Origin of the sequence: Pseudoalteromonas sp. AOP31-A2-14, from assembly GCF_052378035.1 — a bacterium.
GTDB lineage: Bacteria > Pseudomonadota > Gammaproteobacteria > Enterobacterales > Alteromonadaceae > Pseudoalteromonas.
In genome coordinates this window covers 357840-375147 of sequence record NZ_JBQSXI010000001.1, presented here as the reverse complement: position 1 = coordinate 375147, position 17308 = coordinate 357840, and the positions used below count along the sequence as shown (strand labels likewise).

General features: G+C 36.3%; 15 protein-coding genes and 1 tRNA gene. 2 read left to right on the top strand and 14 right to left on the bottom strand.

Going from position 1 to position 17308, the window contains the following annotated elements; all coding sequences use genetic code 11:
* Positions 1-45 precede the first annotated feature (45 nt).
* Positions 46-1014 (top strand): IS30 family transposase, encoded by a 969-nt coding sequence (locus tag ACT3S9_RS01700; protein WP_086959932.1) that lies wholly within the window; start codon positions 46-48, stop codon positions 1012-1014.
* 59 nt (positions 1015-1073) lie between these two features.
* Here ACT3S9_RS01700 and ACT3S9_RS01695 read toward each other — a convergent pair whose 3' ends face one another.
* From ACT3S9_RS01695 to ACT3S9_RS01630, 14 genes are all read right to left on the bottom strand, one after another.
* Entirely contained in the window at positions 1074-1868 is a 795-nt protein-coding gene (locus tag ACT3S9_RS01695; protein WP_441994880.1) for a glycosyltransferase, read from the bottom strand.
* Positions 1869-1901: 33 nt separating this feature from the next.
* Entirely contained in the window at positions 1902-2951 is a 1050-nt protein-coding gene (locus ACT3S9_RS01690; RefSeq protein ID WP_444750672.1) for an O-antigen ligase family protein, read from the bottom strand.
* A gap of 184 nt (positions 2952-3135) precedes the next feature.
* Entirely contained in the window at positions 3136-4185 is a 1050-nt protein-coding gene (locus ACT3S9_RS01685; protein ID WP_444750671.1) for a glycosyltransferase family 2 protein, read from the bottom strand.
* 61 nt (positions 4186-4246) lie between these two features.
* On the bottom strand, positions 4247-5254 hold the full coding sequence (locus tag ACT3S9_RS01680) for an ATP-grasp domain-containing protein (RefSeq protein ID WP_441994883.1): 1008 nt from the start codon (positions 5252-5254) through the stop codon (positions 4247-4249).
* Entirely contained in the window at positions 5251-6165 is a 915-nt protein-coding gene (locus ACT3S9_RS01675) for a 1-aminocyclopropane-1-carboxylate deaminase/D-cysteine desulfhydrase (RefSeq protein WP_444750670.1), read from the bottom strand. The genes ACT3S9_RS01680 and ACT3S9_RS01675 overlap by 4 nt, the downstream gene beginning before the upstream one ends.
* A complete protein-coding gene (locus tag ACT3S9_RS01670) occupies positions 6165-6614 on the bottom strand; it encodes a GNAT family N-acetyltransferase (RefSeq protein ID WP_441993382.1) in 450 nt (149 codons plus the stop codon). The genes ACT3S9_RS01675 and ACT3S9_RS01670 overlap by 1 nt, the downstream gene beginning before the upstream one ends.
* On the bottom strand, positions 6607-7698 hold the full coding sequence (locus ACT3S9_RS01665; RefSeq protein ID WP_441993384.1) for a DegT/DnrJ/EryC1/StrS family aminotransferase: 1092 nt from the start codon (positions 7696-7698) through the stop codon (positions 6607-6609). The genes ACT3S9_RS01670 and ACT3S9_RS01665 overlap by 8 nt, the downstream gene beginning before the upstream one ends.
* A 2-nt stretch (positions 7699-7700) precedes the next feature.
* Entirely contained in the window at positions 7701-9143 is a 1443-nt protein-coding gene (locus tag ACT3S9_RS01660; RefSeq protein WP_441993386.1) for a lipopolysaccharide biosynthesis protein, read from the bottom strand.
* Positions 9144-10019 carry a glucose-1-phosphate thymidylyltransferase RfbA gene (rfbA, locus tag ACT3S9_RS01655; protein WP_441993387.1) on the bottom strand — a complete coding sequence of 292 codons (876 nt, stop codon included), beginning with the start codon at positions 10017-10019 and terminating at the stop codon, positions 9144-9146.
* A 10-nt stretch (positions 10020-10029) separates the two neighbouring features.
* The gene (gene rfbB / locus ACT3S9_RS01650) at positions 10030-11109 is read right to left on the bottom strand and encodes a dTDP-glucose 4,6-dehydratase (RefSeq protein ID WP_441993388.1); all 1080 of its coding nucleotides are present in this window, start codon (positions 11107-11109) and stop codon (positions 10030-10032) included.
* Positions 11110-11155: 46 nt separating this feature from the next.
* Complete coding sequence (locus ACT3S9_RS01645; protein WP_441994886.1) at positions 11156-12103, bottom strand: Wzz/FepE/Etk N-terminal domain-containing protein; 948 nt, start codon at positions 12101-12103, stop codon at positions 11156-11158.
* A gap of 81 nt (positions 12104-12184) precedes the next feature.
* Positions 12185-14860: an SLBB domain-containing protein gene (locus ACT3S9_RS01640; protein WP_444750669.1), complete on the bottom strand. Its 2676-nt coding sequence runs from the start codon at positions 14858-14860 to the stop codon at positions 12185-12187.
* A 124-nt stretch (positions 14861-14984) separates the two neighbouring features.
* Positions 14985-15761: a DUF481 domain-containing protein gene (locus ACT3S9_RS01635; RefSeq protein ID WP_441992923.1), complete on the bottom strand. Its 777-nt coding sequence runs from the start codon at positions 15759-15761 to the stop codon at positions 14985-14987.
* A 27-nt stretch (positions 15762-15788) separates the two neighbouring features.
* Positions 15789-16607, bottom strand: coding sequence for a mechanosensitive ion channel family protein (locus tag ACT3S9_RS01630; RefSeq protein ID WP_444750668.1), 819 nt, complete (start codon positions 16605-16607; stop codon positions 15789-15791).
* A gap of 484 nt (positions 16608-17091) precedes the next feature.
* On the opposite strand from ACT3S9_RS01630, the gene ACT3S9_RS01625 reads away from it, so the two are divergent.
* Positions 17092-17167: transfer RNA gene (locus ACT3S9_RS01625), tRNA-His, on the top strand.
* The last annotated feature ends 141 nt before the right edge of the window (positions 17168-17308 follow it).

The window sequence follows — 17308 nt, the reverse complement described above, 5'->3', positions numbered from 1 at the left end:
AGCTGTTATAATTCGGCCATTTTCTCGCCAAAGGAAATTGCTTTAATGAAATATAAACAGCTGACACAAGAAGAAAGATACCAGATTTACGCGTTAATAAAAGCAGGAAATAACCAAAAGCAGATAGCTGAAGAACTAACTCGTTCACCGTCATCTATTTCTAGAGAGCTAAAACGCAATAAAGGACTTAAAGGCTATCGGCCTAACCAAGCCAATAACTTTGCTGAACAAAGACGTAAGTCATCTTTCAAAGCAAGTAAGTTAACAGAGGACGTCACTCACTGGATTAATAAATTGTTGCATGACGGACTTTCCCCTGAGCAAGTGGCAGGCCGCTTAGCTTTAGAGAAACAGGTCGTTTTACATCATGAAACAATTTATCAATATATTTACAGAGACAAGGCTCGTGGTGGCAAGCTACATAAGACACTCACTCGTGCATGTAAAAAGTATAAAAAACGCTATGGAAGCTATGATAAACGTGGACAGATAGTTAATCGAGTCAGCATTGATGAACGCCCAAGTATTGTGGATTCAAAGTCTAGGATTGGTGATTGGGAGGGCGATACAGTGATAGGTAAAGGGCGTAAAAATGCGCTTGTCACAATGGTTGAACGTAAAACGTTATATACAGTCGTTCACAGAATTGAAAGCAAGCATGCGAAAATAACAGCCGATGCGCTGATCACGTGTATGACACCATATAAAGGTAAGGTTATTACCGTGACGTTAGATAATGGAAAAGAGTTTGCTCACCATGAGCATGTTGCACAAAAATTAGAAGCTGATGTGTATTTCGCTCATCCCTATTCATCATGGGAGCGGGGCATAAATGAGAATACCAACGGCTTACTTAGACGCTTCTTCCCCAAGGGAACTGACTTTATGGCGCTAAGTGAAGCAGAGATACAGGCGGCAGTTGATAAGCTCAACCATCGGCCAAGAAAAACAAGAGGGTATAAAACCCCTCATGAATTATTTACGGGGCAATCAGAAGTTCTGGTGGCTGCATAATGATTGCACTTAATACTTGAATTCAAGTTATAATACAAAGTGTAATAAAGTATAAAACATTATTTAAATTCAAAAAAACCTCTAAATGAGACAAGTAGTGTGGAAAAAAAACAAGCTAATCTAATTTCTTTTTTCAGCAACCTTTTTAAATAAAAAGCAATTAACAATGGGATACCATAAAAGCCAAAAACTCTGCGAAATATCGCCCCTTTAGATTCATTTGCTTGCGGACTTTTAAAATCACCTCCTGATGTTTCATCGGGATGATACGACGTCATAATTGGTACATAATGACCTTGTCCACCTTTAGATAAAATATCAGTAAGGAACACATTTTCTTCGCCAGACTTATAATGCGCACCTAAACCGAAACGAGTATCAAAGGCAACCCCCTTGTTAAGGATCTTGTTTTTGTTAACAAATATTTCTATCGAACTTACTTTCATCGCACTTATTCGATTATGTTTATACTCTGAATCTGAATACTTTTTACGTTCCTGAGACTCATTAATAGCATATTTAGTGGTTATAAAATCAGCATTACTTACTTCTAATGCATGAAAAGCTTCTTCGGCTCCCTGAGGAATCACTTCTATATCATCATCGGCGATCCAAATTAAGTCTGCACTCGAAGCTAATACCCCCAGCATTCGACTTCTTGCTAAGCCACGATCTTCTGAATAAATAATATTATAGGCTTGAGTGTACTCATTTGGATAGCTTGTATCCTTTAGTTCAAATAGCTGGCATACAATTGTTGAACGTATGCCCGTTGAAGAAAAGCATTGCTCAGCAAGCTGCTTAGTTTTACTTAAGTGACTAAATACTGTTGATATAACTAACTCTTTTTTCATGGTACCTTCATTAAATAATTTACTCGCATACAGCTAAGTTAAGGCTGAACTACTTTTCTTTTCGTTTCTTGGCTTTTTATATAGATAATATGACAAACTCATAAAAAACCACATTACCACTATAAATAGTGCACTTGTTGTAAAAAAAACCAGCGTCATTGTAATGAGCGATAGCCTATACTTCTTCTCAAACATAAAGTAAATAAAGGGCACCATGAATATCGCACCGCCTATTAATCCTGTAGAGACAAAGGCTTCGACATAACCATTTTGCGTAGAAGTAATATTAAATTGTTGTGCATGATCATAATATAAAATCCCTTCTAGACTATTACCAATACCTGTGCCACTTAGATTATTTGATAGAATCACTTTTAACTTACTAAATGCATCAAAAATTCGTGTGTTTGATGAACCATCATTACCACTAAGTATTCCAATTATACGATTTAATAAAGCAGAATCAGGGTTTAAAAGCACTATAGTAGGAATGCTGATTGATGCCAAAACCACTCCTTGGAGTTTCGCTTTTCCATTCCCACTCAATACTTTGTAAGCAAGCAAAATACAAACAGATGCAATACCAGCTATCGAGTAAGTAAAAAATAAAGCTAATAAAATAACTAACCATTTCTTTTTTGTGATTAACGTTACCTTATTATGTATTTCGTACGCGATAATTAAACCTAGACAAGCAACCATGAACCACGAATACCAAGACGGCTCTTCAAATACACCTCCAAACCGGGTGTAAAATGTATAGTCGTATATATTAAGCCAATGCTGTCTATTAGATTGATCACCATGTGGAACTAAATTAAGAAAAGGTGCTTTGTTTAAATAAAATAGCGCAACAAATAATAGCTGCACGAAACTATGAAAAATAACTACAGACGACAAGCTATTTGCTACTGCAAACTTATTTTTTTCGGTTCTGAGCCAAAGAGGTAAGCAAAGCATAAGGGAAAGTGAAACAAGGATCCTTATTGCAGTACCGAAAAACCCTGTAACCGTGAAATAACCTTCATACATTAAGCTCAGTGACGATATAAACGAAACAAGTACCCAGATAACAAAGATCATATTATAATCGCTCAATACTACCTTTCTATATTTTAATAATGAGATTAAAACAAAAAAAATAGAACCTAAATCAGCAACAGATATAGGCCCAGCGATCCGGACAGTATAAAGGGATAAAAAGATTAATAAAAAAAAGAATATATGTTTAGTTTTTATGAGCATTTATATGACCTATATTAAGTGCTCATACTTTACTTTTTAAAGCGTTCTTTAAAAATCTGAACAGCGGTAAAAAATACTTAAAGCAAATGAGGGTAAGTTTTCTTTTACTATTAATTGGAATCGTTTTTGACATATCTATAAAGTATTTTGCAAGCCCGTACCTTTTTTGTGATATGGCTTTTAATGCATTTGAAATATAAACATTAAGTATTGCTTGTTCAAAATCACTTTTATATGTACTGCCTTGAGCAAGTAAGCTATAACATTTAACTAATAGCTCTACATTATTTTTAATTTTATCCTCGCTAACTAACTTTTGTGAGGCACTCCATGAACCAAGAGCTTCGACTCTATAGACTGTTGTATGATCAGGAAGATATAAAGCACCACCGTCTTTCGCACCATTTATTTGAATAAAAATATCTCCAACAGGGGCGCTAGCAAACCAAGTAGGGAGGCTTTTCATTACACTACTATGCATGACTATCGATGCTGTAGGGATAAAGTCTCCCCCCCCTTGAATAACTTCAGAAGACGGAATTATTAATTTATCATTGTTATAGCTTGCAATAACCTTAGTACAGTTATTTTGATCAAGACTGAGTGCTGCAGTAAAGCATAACTTTAGGTTAGGGAGTTCAAGTAAAGCATTAACCTGTTTATTTAACTTAAATTCGTCAATCCAAAAATCATCACCTTCACATATAGCTATATATTCACCTTTTGCGTAAGAAGCAGAGATACTTATTATTTTTTTCTTTTGTGAATATTGGTTTTCAGTTTGAATGACAGGTTTAAAAATTTTAGGATAACGTTTTGCATACTCTCTAACAATATCACTCGTGCCATCTGTTGAAGCATCATCGTGGATAATCACCTCAAAAACGAAGCCTGTTTGTTGAATCAAAAAACCTCTGAAAGCATCTTCAATATATATTTTTTGATTGTAAGTATTGCACAGTATACTGACCATAGGCTTTTCAATATCACCTTGCCAGTTGGCCATTACTTCGGCTTCGGTTGGTAGTGGTTCAGTTCTAAAAGCATCAATATTAAATAACTTGTCTGGCACTTAACTCTCTCCTAATAATACTTTGCAATATGAATTGACTCTTAACAAACGCATCATTCGATTAAAGGATTACCGGTTGAATATTTTTAGCCATTACGACATTCGGTGTTATTGTCACATTATTTAAAACAGTACCTTTATCAGCGCACCAATCTATAATTTGCTGTGGTATATTTGCACCCGCCAAGTGTGAAAACGGGTATTGCCCACCAAAACGGGCATTCAACTCCAGCACGTAAAACTCATCATTTTCAACTAAGCAATCAGAATCAAGCACGCCAATATGACCAAGTGCTAATGATAGGTTTTGTCCTATCTTTGACAGCTTAGTATTTTCAATCGTCATGGCTTGGTCTGTTTCACCTGAGCGCATCGCTAATTTATGCTTACAAAATGTTGTAACATAGTTTTTTTGTAAGTCATTTATTACTTCAATACCGTATTCATCACTTTGTATGCATTGCTGTATTAAAATGGCATTATTGATATCTGTATTTGATTCAAATTTTAAATAGGATGATTCAATTTCATTTTGTACTTTTTTATAAAGCACACGTAACTCTTCTTGATCCTCCGCTTTATAAATACCTATAGAGCCCATCCCCCAACGCGGCTTAATTATTACAGGATACTGTAAGTCACCTAAGCTTAATGCGTCACTCGCTTCGGTAAGCGCGATATACGTTTTCGGGGTCTTAATGTTATGTTTTGTTAAAAACTGATAGGTTTTCCATTTGTCATTACAAATATCAATAACTTCAGGCTCTGATACAATAACGTCGATCCCCTGCTCTTTAAACACTTTTTTATGGTTTGCTAATATGGGTAAATCTATATCAAAAAGCGAGATAATCACCGAGATATCATTTTTTTTACAGTAATCAAGTAAAAATGATATGTAGGTGTCAGAATAAATTTGCGGCGTTAACGTAAAAGCATCGGCTTGACTCAAAGCGTAAGTTTCAACACTATTTGCCGCATGAACTTTTCCATTTAATTCTTCCAGCGCGGTCTTAAAGTACTCAACTAAATAAGTGCGTCTGCCAACGGATGTTAATAATATATTCATATAAATTTTGATGCCATTAAGTTTAATAAACCACCAGTATGCCAAAACAAAACATTGCTACCAGTTTTTACTTTCCCTGAGTTAATATATTGCTCCATTCCATACCAGGCTTTTCCTGTATATGTTGGGTCAAGGATTATCCCTGTTTGCTCTGCTACTTTCTTTATAGTATTTAACTGCTCTATATTATTTTTTTCGTAACCACCACACGTGAAATTATCATCAAAGATAACATCATCACGTAAACTTTCGTTTAAACCGTGGTGTTTAACATAGTCTAAAACAGAGCCTGTAATTGCTTCAGTACCCCTTGGGTTTTCTCTCGCGACACTAATACCGACAACCTGAGTAGCTGAATTTATTTGCTTAAAACCTACATGCAAACCTGCTTGCGTTGCACCAGTACCACTTGCATGAAAAACATAGTCAAACGGTACTGTTGATTGGTTTTGCGCCTCAAAAGCAGCATCAACGTAAGCGTTAGTTCCTTCGATACAATGACCCCCTCCCCATATATAAAAAGGGGTCAGACCTTGCTGGCGATGCATAGCCATTTCAGCATCCATTACATTCGATACATCTGACATACTACAAAAAACTATTTTAACACCTAATATGTGTAGGAGCTTTAAGTTACCTTCAATAACCTTTGGCTTAGGCGCATGAATAACAATAGTACAGGCAAGGCCTAACTCTTTGCAGCGAATAGCAGTCGCTCTTACATGGTTTGATTGCTCACCACCACAGGTGACTACAGCATTACAGTTATCGTTTAAACACTTTTGTAAAATATACGCTAATTTTCGACCTTTATTTCCACCACCAGAAATAGGATATAGATCATCACGTTTTATGAATAAATTTAAACCTAAGTACTTAACTTTTATCAACGGAGTTATTAACAAAGACATTATATTGTTAACTCCATTTCATAACCTTGAATATCAGTTTTGTCATAATTAAAATTTTTAATAATTACAAAGCCCACTTTTTTATATAATTTACTTGCTGGGCTATCTGCTCTGACTGTTAAAGATAGCTTTTTGAATTCTTGACGTTTTAATTCTGCAATAGCTGATTCAATTAATAACAAACTAATACCTTGTGCTCTAAAATCAGGTAAGACTGCAATAAATGGGCAATAGCTAACTTTGTTATCTACATCATTCATATAGATAGCAACAGCACCAATTAATTTGTTTTCTTTATAAACACCGAAAACACGCCCTTTTTCAAGTAGTTTTGAGGTATATTGCTCCAAGTTCACTCTAGAACTTAAAGACGGGTAAAAATCGCTATCAACTGCAATTAAGAGGTTTAATAAATAGTTATAATCAGTATTTTTTAACAAACTAACCACAGACAACCTCAATAACTTTCTTTAAATCTTTGCTACAGATATCGTTATGGATCGGTAAACAAAGAACATTATCAGATATCGATTGAGCAATAGGTGCATCAACTTTGTATGGCTTATATATTTCAAAATCCGTCACTAAAGGATAAAAATAACGTCTTGCGAGAATATTATTCTGCTGAAGTTTTTCTAATAGTTCATCGCGGCTCATACCGTAAACGGCTTCATCAATAACTATTGGATAATATGAATAATTTTGCTCAATGTTATTTTTACATATAAGCGGTGAAATACCGTTTACTTCGTTCAGTGTCTCATTATATTTAGAGGCTATCGTTTTTCTTTTAGCAATAGCATCGTCAATTTTTGTTAACGCGACAAGACCAAAAGCGGCTTGGACTTCATTTAGTTTTGCATTCATACCACACATGCTAATTTGTGTTTCAGATTCAAAACCAAAGTTTTTTAATTGATCGAGCTTATTTTTTTCTTCTAACGTTTTACAAACTACCGCGCCGCCTTCAATAGTTGAATAGGCTTTAGTTGCGTGAAAGCTTAAAATAGAATAATCACCATAATTTAAAATAGATTGGTTATTCTCTTTTACTGCAAATGCATGAGCGGCGTCGTACACAACGTGTAAATTATGCTTATTGGCTATTTGTTGTATAGCGTCATTATCACACGGTGTACCATATACATGCACAGGCAAAATTGCACAGGTTTTATCGGTAATTGCAGCTTCAACTTTTTTAGGATCTAAGTTAAACGTTTCAGGATCAACATCAACAAAAACGGGGGTTAAGTTATTCCATTTAATGGCATGGGCTGTTGCAACAAAAGTATAAGGCGTGGTTATAACCTCACCTTTCAGCTCAAGTGCTTGCAATACGGTAATAAGTGCTAACGTTCCGTTAGAAAACAAACTAATATAAGGAACATCAAGGTATTCACACAAGACTTGCTCTAATTGCTGATGATAATGACCACTATTCGTTAACCACTTACGCTGCCAAATATCTTCAAGGTAGGGGGTTAGCTCCTCTAGCGGGGGTAACAATGGTGAAGTTACAGTAATTTTATCCATATTTAACTCACCTTTCTTTTAAATATAATAGCCATAATTTGAGAATATAAATCCCTTTGCGTTGCGCGAACAATAATAATATAAAGAATAGGCATCATGACCAAATTTATTGATAAATGTATATAAGGACTTAATGTAAATTTAGTTACTATGTAGTTTGCCGCTAAATATGTTGTACTCGCACAAACCATCACACTTATATAAATGGGCATTAATGCCACTAACTGTTGGCCTGTTTTTAAGCGGCTAAATTGACCTGTGTAATATGAGTTAATAAAAAAGGCGATATAAGAATTAATGACCATGCCAATACACATGGCTTTAACGCCCATAGGCACGGTAATGAACAGCATTAACGTTATTAAACTTTTTTTAATAATCTCTAGCTTTAAAAATATATCTGAACGGCCTTTTACGTTAAGTAGATTTAAGTTTATTGCATGTATTGGATATAACATGAAAGAAAAACACAAAATGACAAGTAATTCTGCTGCAGGCAGCCATTGCTCACCAAGTACAGCATCAATAAGAGGCGTCGCTGAAATAGCTAAACCTACGATTAGTGGGAATACAATTAATGCTGCCATCCTTAATGTTAATACATAAGTATTTTCAAACTTATTAACATTGTTTTGGATATTACTCAACATGGGGTAAGTAACACGTTGTATAACCGTCGTTAATGTCATTGCTGGCACACTAGCTAATTGGTTCGCCTGGGTAAAAAATCCTACTTGTGATGCACTAAATTGCTTACCTATCACAACTTGATAAATGTTTTTATAAATTGTGTCAAGAAGCCCCGCCACCAATAATTTGGAGCCAAAACCAAATAAATAATCAAAGGATTTTTTGCTAAATTCTGTTTTTGGCCACCAAGGGGAAAATATATTAAGTAATAATACGTTGATTACTGCTTGAGACAGTGTTTGACCCACTAAAGCCCAAACCCCAAAGCCGAACTTAGCTAAGGTAATACCCACACCACTGCTTAGTACTACGCCAATTAATGATGCTTTAGCCTGCGTTTTAAAGTTCATTGCGATTGTTAGTTTTGCTCGTTGTACTATGGCGAAACTATTAATAATTACAACAATACCGAGAACTCGCAATAATTCACTAAGAATGGGCTGTGCAAAAAAACCGGCTATAAATGGTGCAGAAATAAACAAAATCAAATAACAACATAAACTAACTATAATGTTGAAATAAAATGCCGTCGAGAAGTCTGCCTCTGTTCTTTCTGTATGGCGAATAAGTGCAGAAGAAAACCCGCTATCAACAAATGTTTGCGCAATGGCAATAAATACAGCCAACATACCCACTAAGCCAAATGCATTTGGCCCCAGCAGTCGCGCTAAAAAAAGCATTACAATTAATTGAATGAACTGAGTTGCTAAGCGCTCTATAGCACTCCATTTTAACGCACTGGTTGTCGACTTCATTTATTTAGTTAACAACCCAGCTAAGTATTTTCCGTATCCATTTTTAGACATTTGCTTGGCTTTTTCATCAATGCTTTCAGCCGCCAACCAACCGTTGTTATAAGCAACTTCTTCTAAACACGCTATTTTATAACCTTGGCATCTTTCAATTGTTTCTACAAATTGTGCGGCTTCAAGTAAGCTTTCATGTGTCCCTGTATCAAGCCATGTAAAACCTCGACCTAACATTTCTACATTAAGTTTATTTTGCTGTAAGTACATTTCATTAAGGCAGGTAATTTCTAGCTCACCTCTGTCTGAGGGCTTTACCTTTTTTGCCAACTCGACTACAGAATTATCGTAAAAATATAAGCCTGTTACTGCAAAGTGCGATTTAGGTTTAGTTGGTTTTTCTTCGATAGAAATTGCTTTTTTATTTTGGTCAAACTCAACTACACCAAAACGTTCAGGGTCTTTTACTTGGTAACCAAATACCGTCGCACCTTGGCCACTTTTAGCATTATCAACGGCATGCTGTAATTTAGAGGTAAAACCTTGGCCATAAAAAATATTATCACCTAAAACTAAACAAACATCGTCCTGACCTATAAACTCTTCACCGATAATAAACGCCTGCGCTAAGCCATCAGGGCTCGGTTGAATCGCATAGGTAATGTTAATACCAAACTGCGAACCGTCAGATAATAATCGCTGATAACCACTTATATCTTCTGAGGTAGATATAATTAAAATATCCTGAATACCCGCTAACATGAGTACAGATATGGGATAAAAAATCATTGGCTTATCATAAATAGGCAGTAACTGTTTAGATACACCTTGAGTGATCGGGTAAAGACGAGTGCCAGAGCCACCTGCGAGAATAATTCCTTTCACTTCGCTCTCCTTAAGCTTGTGTTGCTATTTCGCCAAGACGTTCTCGTTGGTATGAACCGTCTTGTACATTGGTGCACCATTGTTGATTTTTAAGGTACCATTGAACGGTTTTACGTAAACCTGTTTCAAATGTTTCCGCTGGTGTCCACCCTAACTCTTTTTGCATCTTTGACGAGTCAATCGCATAGCGTCTGTCGTGTCCGGGTCGGTCGGTTACATAGATAATTTGCTCAGCGTACTTTGTTTCTTTTGGTACTAAGATATCTAAAATACTACAAATGGTTTGTACCACTTCAATATTTTGTTTTTCGTTGTGACCGCCGATATTATAGGTTTCACCAACTTTACCTTTGCTGACTACTTTATATAAAGCACGTGCGTGGTCTTCTACATAAAGCCAATCTCGAATTTGGTCACCTTTGCCATATATTGGCAAACTTTTACCTTCAAGTGCATTCAAAATAACTAAGGGAATTAACTTTTCAGGGAAGTGATACGGGCCATAATTATTTGAGCAATTGGTAACAACAGTAGGAAATCCATACGTACGTAACCAAGCTCGCACTAAATGATCACTAGAGGCTTTGCTTGCTGAATATGGGCTACTTGGTGCATAAGACGTTTGCTCAGTAAACAGGGGCAATTCACCTTTTTGCTCATCAGGATGCGGTAAATCACCATATACTTCATCTGTTGAAATATGATGAAATCTGAAAGCGTTCTTTGCATCATCTTTTAATGTATTCCAATATTCACGAGCCGCTTCTAATAAGTTATAAGTGCCTACAATATTAGTTTGAATAAATTCTGCAGGACCAGTTATAGAGCGATCCACATGGCTTTCTGCTGCTAAATGCATTACTGCATCAGGTTTATACTCATTAAACACACGATCAAGCGCTTCACGGTTGCAAATATCAACCTGCTCAAATTCATACCGTTCATTACCACCTACTGACCTTAAAGATTCTAAGTTGCCCGCGTAGGTAAGTTTATCTAGGTTAATAACTGAATCTGTTGTATTTTCGATTATATGGCGAATAACAGCCGAGCCTATAAAACCTGCACCACCTGTAACAAGTATTTTCACAACAACTCCTAGAATATGAACTTATAACTTTTATATAAAAGCAAACTTAATAACGCTTGCCAGATAAATAAAATCTAATTAAAACAAAGAAAACACTTATGACACCAGCGAAAAATGTACTTATAACCACAATCAAAGCTCGTTTTGGTTTTAATTTTACTTCAGGTACTAAAGCTGGATCTATTGTTTTGAATACATATTCATCTCTTACGTTTGCAAACATTACTGTCTTAGCTTGTTCCTCTATTAAGTTATATAAAACAGCTCGAATATCAGCCACATTTGTTTTCTCTATTTGAGCAGTGAGAAACTCTATGCTTTTGGTTGCCTCTATAACATCACGATTTTTCATAGTTAGATTAATATCGTTTATCAACCAGTTAACCCACTGTTGTGCAACTGTAGGTGAAATATGGTCTACAGATATAATAATCATACCTGCTTCAGGGTCTTTGCTAGCACTTATTATTTCACTAAACTCTTTATACGCTTCTTGCATCGATGGTTTTGGTTTAAAAGGTGGCTTTACTTCTCGTACCCACTCATCCTTACTTTGATCATAGATACTTTCATCGTATACGATACTATTTTTTATAGGATCCCAAGATTTTGCAGCCATTAAGTCTGGTAATATATTATGGTTCTGTATAAATTCAGCTGTAAATCTCCTAGACTTAAGTATAGCTATAGCAAGATCCGTTTTATTACTTGCCGCTGAGCTTCCAAAATCAACCCCAGCTAAACTAGCCAAACCACCGAATTGGCCAGCAATAGCTCCAAGCCCACCTGACTGCTGCTGTTCAGCTGGAGTTAGTAAAGCTTCTGACTGATATATATTTGGCTGATAAATTGCGTACACTACTGAAAAAACAGCCATACACATCGTAAAACCAATAATAAACCACTTCGCTTCCATTAACACAGAAAACAATTCGTATAGACTTACCTCATCATCAAGCAAATCCTGATTATCAGCTTTTCCGTATTTACTCATTCTTATCTCATTTCAAGTGAATTACTTAGCCAGATTAAACAAAGAATATACTCAGTTAGAACTGGCTATTAAAATCAGTTATTAAATACTACTAATCGCAGCAAGCGCTACACCCAATTGATATACAATCTGTGTTCCAGTACTCCAAAGCGTTAGGTTATCCATATAACCTGAATTTAACGGTACTACAATCGTGTCACCAGCTTCGAGTGTTTGTGAATCATTAACTGCAAACCAATTACCTGAGTCTGGAATAACCACAGAACCATTTGCTTTAATTATATAAATACGATCCTCATCTGCACGTACTTTTAAGCCACCACTTAGGTCAATGTAGTCTTCAAACGACACTCCAGGTTTATATAAATGCGACGTTGCATAGTTAACTTCACCTATCACACTGACTGAATCTCGTTTACTGGGTACATATAAGGTATCCCCATCTTGTAATACAAGCTTTTGCTTATCTTCTACGATAAGCGGTAAATCAATAACCAAACGCCCTACAGCTTCAACACTAGCTAAATCGCCAAGTAACTTGCTCATTTCGTCATAAGAAAGTGAATTTCCACCCACCGAATTTTCAAAGCTTTTTTGTGCAATGTCTCGGCGTAGGTCTTCTGATAATTTGGCTAATTGCTTTTGTTCTTGCTCGCGAATAGCTTCACGAGTAAAGATTGCGGCTCTTTGTTCAGCAAACTTTGAGAAACCACCGGCACGTTCTAATAAATTAGTTAATGTTTCGCCACGACGAATTGTATATGTCCCAGGGAACTTCACTTCACCTTTCAGCTCTACCTTTACATTTTCTTGCCAGTTAGGAATAGAGAAAATATTTAAGCTATCTTTACTGCGTAATAGGCGATTATCGCCCTTTTCCCCCAACATAGCGTTATGTAAGTTGAATTTGATATGTTCAACTTGCGAAGCATCACCTGCAACTATACGTGTTATTTCTGCTTGCTTAGTATAAGCCGACTCTAATAAACCACCTGCGGCCGTTATGAGCTCATTCACTTCAGCACCAACCGTTAGTGGGTACACCCCAGGAAAAGCAACATGACCATTAATTTCAATAAGTTGCATTGCAGTTTCTACTGAGGCTTGTTGTTTTAATTTTGCTTTTATTGGTTTTAATAAATTATAACGACTGAACACTGCATAATCTTCAATTTCGAGTCCTTTGCTTTCTTTAGCTTTACGCTGCTTTGCTAATTGAGCAAGGGTCAAGTTCGCTTCTGCTGGTTTTTCTTTTGATTGAGCTTCTTGTTCTTGTACGCCAATATATTTTTCAAATTCTTTTTGCTGATATTGATGCCATTGTTTGGCTTTTAGCTGTTGTTTCTTCTGCTCTTCGCTAAGTGCTAAGTTATCAAGAGCGAGCTCCTCTGCTTCTTTTTCTTCAAAGCGGCTAAACACATACAACTTGTCATTCGCTTGTAATGTCAGGTCATGTGCTGGGGCTTTAACAACTGCTTGTGCAATATCAAATTGGTGTACTTCAATATCACCTGAGATATTAATCTCGCGCACTAACAAACCATAAGTTAAATCTGCTTGTGGTAATAAGTCGCCACGCACTGATGTAAATACATCTGAAATACGCTTACCTTCATGCCATTGATAATGCCCTGGGCGTGCTGCAGCGCCAATAACACTAATTGAATTTTCGTACTGTAAGCTGACAGGATTAAAACGAATTCGGTCGCCATCTTGTGGGGTATAATTAATTTGCTTTTGGGAAAAATCTACTGAGAGAATTTCTTTTCTATTGTGGTTATTAAACCGTTCTACAATGGCTTTTTGAGCGTAAGCTTGTGGCTTTAGTCCTCCAGCCATTTTTAAAATACTTTCAGCTGATTCACCTTGTTTGAGCTCAAAAATAGCTGGGCGTTTAACCAAGCCTTCAACTGCGACTTGTGCACCTACTGGCGGTATAAATACCACATCTCCTGGCTTTAAAATAATATCGTTTTGGCTATCGCCATTTATAAGTAAGTCATATAGGTCAAAATTATTGACCACTTTACCAGCTCGCTTTACTTGAATATTACGAAGTGAGGCTATATCCGAGACACCACCACTGATAAACAGTGCATGTGACACAGTAGTTAAAGATGACACACTATAACTTCCTGGCTTATACGCTTCACCTAGTACCAAAATTCGCATACTGCGTAATTGTCCAAGTGATACAAATGCCTGTACACCTATAATTTCTTGTTCAACTTTTTTCTTTACTAATTCTTTTACTTCGCCAAAAGTTAACCCTGCAACTTGTACTGGACTTAAATTTGGAATACTTAAACGCCCTTCACGATCCACTATGACTTCATAGTTTTCACTTTCTTTACCGTAAAAGTTAATATTGAGTTGATCGCCTCGGCCTATTAAATAGGTTTCAGGTACTGCCGCAGTCTCACTTGGCATAAATGTAGTTGGCTCACCGGCAAAAAGCTCATAGCCAAATGGTTCTACTTCACCTTCTTTTGGCTTAAAGCGCTCTTCATCAGTTAAGGGCTCTTCTTCTTTTTCGCGAAAGTTAATAGTCGGTGTTTCTTTTTCTTGGGAGTTAGTGTTTGCATTGCCACCGGAAATCGTAGAAAGGTCTACTCCGTATTGCTTAGCAAGCGCTTCTTGCTGCGCTTTAGGTAATTTTTGGAACTGCTCAATCTGTGCAGTGCTTGGCGTAAATGCGAGCGAAAAAGTACTTGTAAATAAAACAACAGCAGTTAAGAACAGATTAAAAAGCTTCACAGGTAGGTAATTCCCTAAGTCTACGGCCAAAAAAATGATTGGCAATTCTACATTATTTTAAGACAAATAAAAAAGGGACTATTGCCCCTTTTTTCACTAATATGCCATTGTAACTGTTTTTGACTTAAAAACTGTAAACCAATGTTAATGAAGTTTCTGTATCTGTACTTTCTTTGTCATCGGCTACATCAGAATTGTTAATGATGTTGTAAGCCACTTTCATTTGAAGTGAACCGCTGATTTTAGCTAGAAGCGCCGTTTCAGAACGCACTTTGGTATTAGTATCACCATATTCAACTGCAACTAACTGAAGAAACTTTGCGTTATCTGAAATCTGCCAGTTGTAATCAAGCTTACCTAAGGCAATAATTTCGCCTTCAGACTCACCCGCTAGTGAATTACCATTTTCATCAACTTCAGTACTGTTATCTGGGTATTGAAAATATTTATAACCCGGACCAACTTCAGCATTTAACCACATATCTGAGCGGTTAATTAAACGTTGACCATAACCCGCAGAAATAACAGATTCGTTACGATAAGCACCAAAGTAATCTGAAACGTGTGAACCATATATGAATAAATGCGAGTAATCGTTACTTAATTTATAGTTACCCTGGGCAGAAATTGAATACTTTTCGTTAGTGCGCTGCTCTTCTTTAACGCCGGCATCGTTTTCGATTTCGTCTTCTTTATAAATACCATCTATTTTATATTCGTTATTCCAGTGTTCTAGATTTTGTAAAACCTTAATACCACCTTTTAAAGTAGTTGTTTCAGTATTACCGCTAGTGATAATAGCACCTAGCTCACTGGTAACTTGCCAAGTTTGCACTTCTTCTGCAGCGACATTGCTTGCAGCTGAAGCTGCAACTAGCATTGATAAAAACTTTAATTTCATTAATAAAACCTTAAATACTTAATATAATTAATCTTGCTTGTGAAAATGAACGTCCATTTGTGGAAATGGGATATTGATATCGGCGTCGTCTAACGCTATTTTAATACGCTCTAATAAATCCCAGTAAGTAGGCCAGTAATCAGCAGCATTCACCCATGGACGAACAATAAAGTTAACGCTTGAATCCGCAAGTTCAGAAACAGCAATGTTATAGGCTGGCTCTTTTAAAATACGTTCTTCTGTATCAAGCACCGACTTTAATACTTCTTTTGCTTTACGAAGATCGGTATCGTAGCCAACACCAATCACTAAATCAATACGGCGGGTTGCTTCACGTGAATAATTTACAATCGCGCCTGACATAATTGACGAATTAGGCATGATAATTACTTTATTATCAGGAGTACGAAACTCGGTAGAGAAAATGTCGATTTTCATTACAGTTCCTGACTTACCACCAGCTTCAACCCAGTCACCTGATTTAAACGGGCGTAGTACGATAATAAGTACGCCAGATGCAAAATTTGAAAGCGAACCTTGTAATGCTAAACCAACAGCTAAACCAGCAGCACCTAGAATAGCGATAAATGACGTTGTTTCAATGCCGATTTGCGATAACGCCATTAAAATGGTTGCTATGAACACAATCACATAAACAATACTTGAAACAAATGAACCAACAGCTTTATCAACTTTCTTTTTAGCGAAGGCTCTTTCAGTTAAGCTTGCACAAAATTTGGCAACCCGGCCACCTAGTAAAAAGATAATGAGTGCAACTACAGCTTGAATGCCGTAATGCATAATCAAACTCGAATTTTCATTGATCCAGTTAAGTATCATATCCATTGTAACTCCTGAGATTCAGTATTAAGCGATTTGCTGTAGAAATTATATATGATTTTATACTTTTTTTTTATCACTTTATTAAAAAATATACAATTAGAAAAACCCATTAACATTTACTGTTTAGTAACTCTAAGTTTAATGCAGAACTCAGCGCTACACAGAAGCTTAATATCAAGGCTTATTTAACCACAAGGGGAGTCCCTTTTAGTAAGTAACAACGGTGAAAGTAACCTTTTATGAAAAGTCTAAAAGGTTGGTTTAAAGGCGATTTATACTGCGTTGTTGGTTTTAACAATTGAATCATTATTACTTGCAATCAATATCTTGCCTAAATCACTTTTAATGCTAACTGAAACCATATATTGAGGTGTTTTGGGTGTATTTGTGACTTTTTTTAGATTATTTCATTTTTTTATCCTTTAGCCCTTCACAACATTTATATTTTTATGTATTATCCGCGCCACACCAATCGAGGTGTGTTGTGGCGGTTGTAGCTCAGTTGGTAGAGCCCCGGATTGTGATTCCGGTTGTCGCGGGTTCGAACCCCGTCAATCGCCCCATTTTCCTTTCTTGTTTTTATCAAAACCTTATATTACAAAAATTTATTATATAAATCGCACAAATCATTTATGTGGCAATTTTACATTTGTAATAATACACAGATCTATAACTCCTGTCGGAGCAGCTTCAGCTGCGAAGTT

Bases quoted from the DNA above. Each gene is read 5' to 3' on its own strand.
- ACT3S9_RS01645 (WP_441994886.1), bottom strand. From the start codon at position 12,103: ATGAGTAAATACGGAAAAGCTGATAATCAGGATTTGCTTGATGATGAG.
- ACT3S9_RS01675 (WP_444750670.1), bottom strand. From the start codon at position 6,165: ATGTCTTTGTTAATAACTCCGTTGATAAAAGTTAAGTACTTAGGTTTA.
- ACT3S9_RS01680 (WP_441994883.1), bottom strand. From the start codon at position 5,254: ATGAATATATTATTAACATCCGTTGGCAGACGCACTTATTTAGTTGAG.
- ACT3S9_RS01665 (WP_441993384.1), bottom strand. From the start codon at position 7,698: ATGGATAAAATTACTGTAACTTCACCATTGTTACCCCCGCTAGAGGAG.
- ACT3S9_RS01630 (WP_444750668.1), bottom strand. From the start codon at position 16,607: ATGGATATGATACTTAACTGGATCAATGAAAATTCGAGTTTGATTATG.
- ACT3S9_RS01700 (WP_086959932.1), top strand. From the start codon at position 46: ATGAAATATAAACAGCTGACACAAGAAGAAAGATACCAGATTTACGCG.
- ACT3S9_RS01695 (WP_441994880.1), bottom strand. From the start codon at position 1,868: ATGAAAAAAGAGTTAGTTATATCAACAGTATTTAGTCACTTAAGTAAA.
- ACT3S9_RS01690 (WP_444750672.1), bottom strand. From the start codon at position 2,951: ATGATCTTTGTTATCTGGGTACTTGTTTCGTTTATATCGTCACTGAGC.
- ACT3S9_RS01660 (WP_441993386.1), bottom strand. From the start codon at position 9,143: ATGAAGTCGACAACCAGTGCGTTAAAATGGAGTGCTATAGAGCGCTTA.
- ACT3S9_RS01635 (WP_441992923.1), bottom strand. From the start codon at position 15,761: ATGAAATTAAAGTTTTTATCAATGCTAGTTGCAGCTTCAGCTGCAAGC.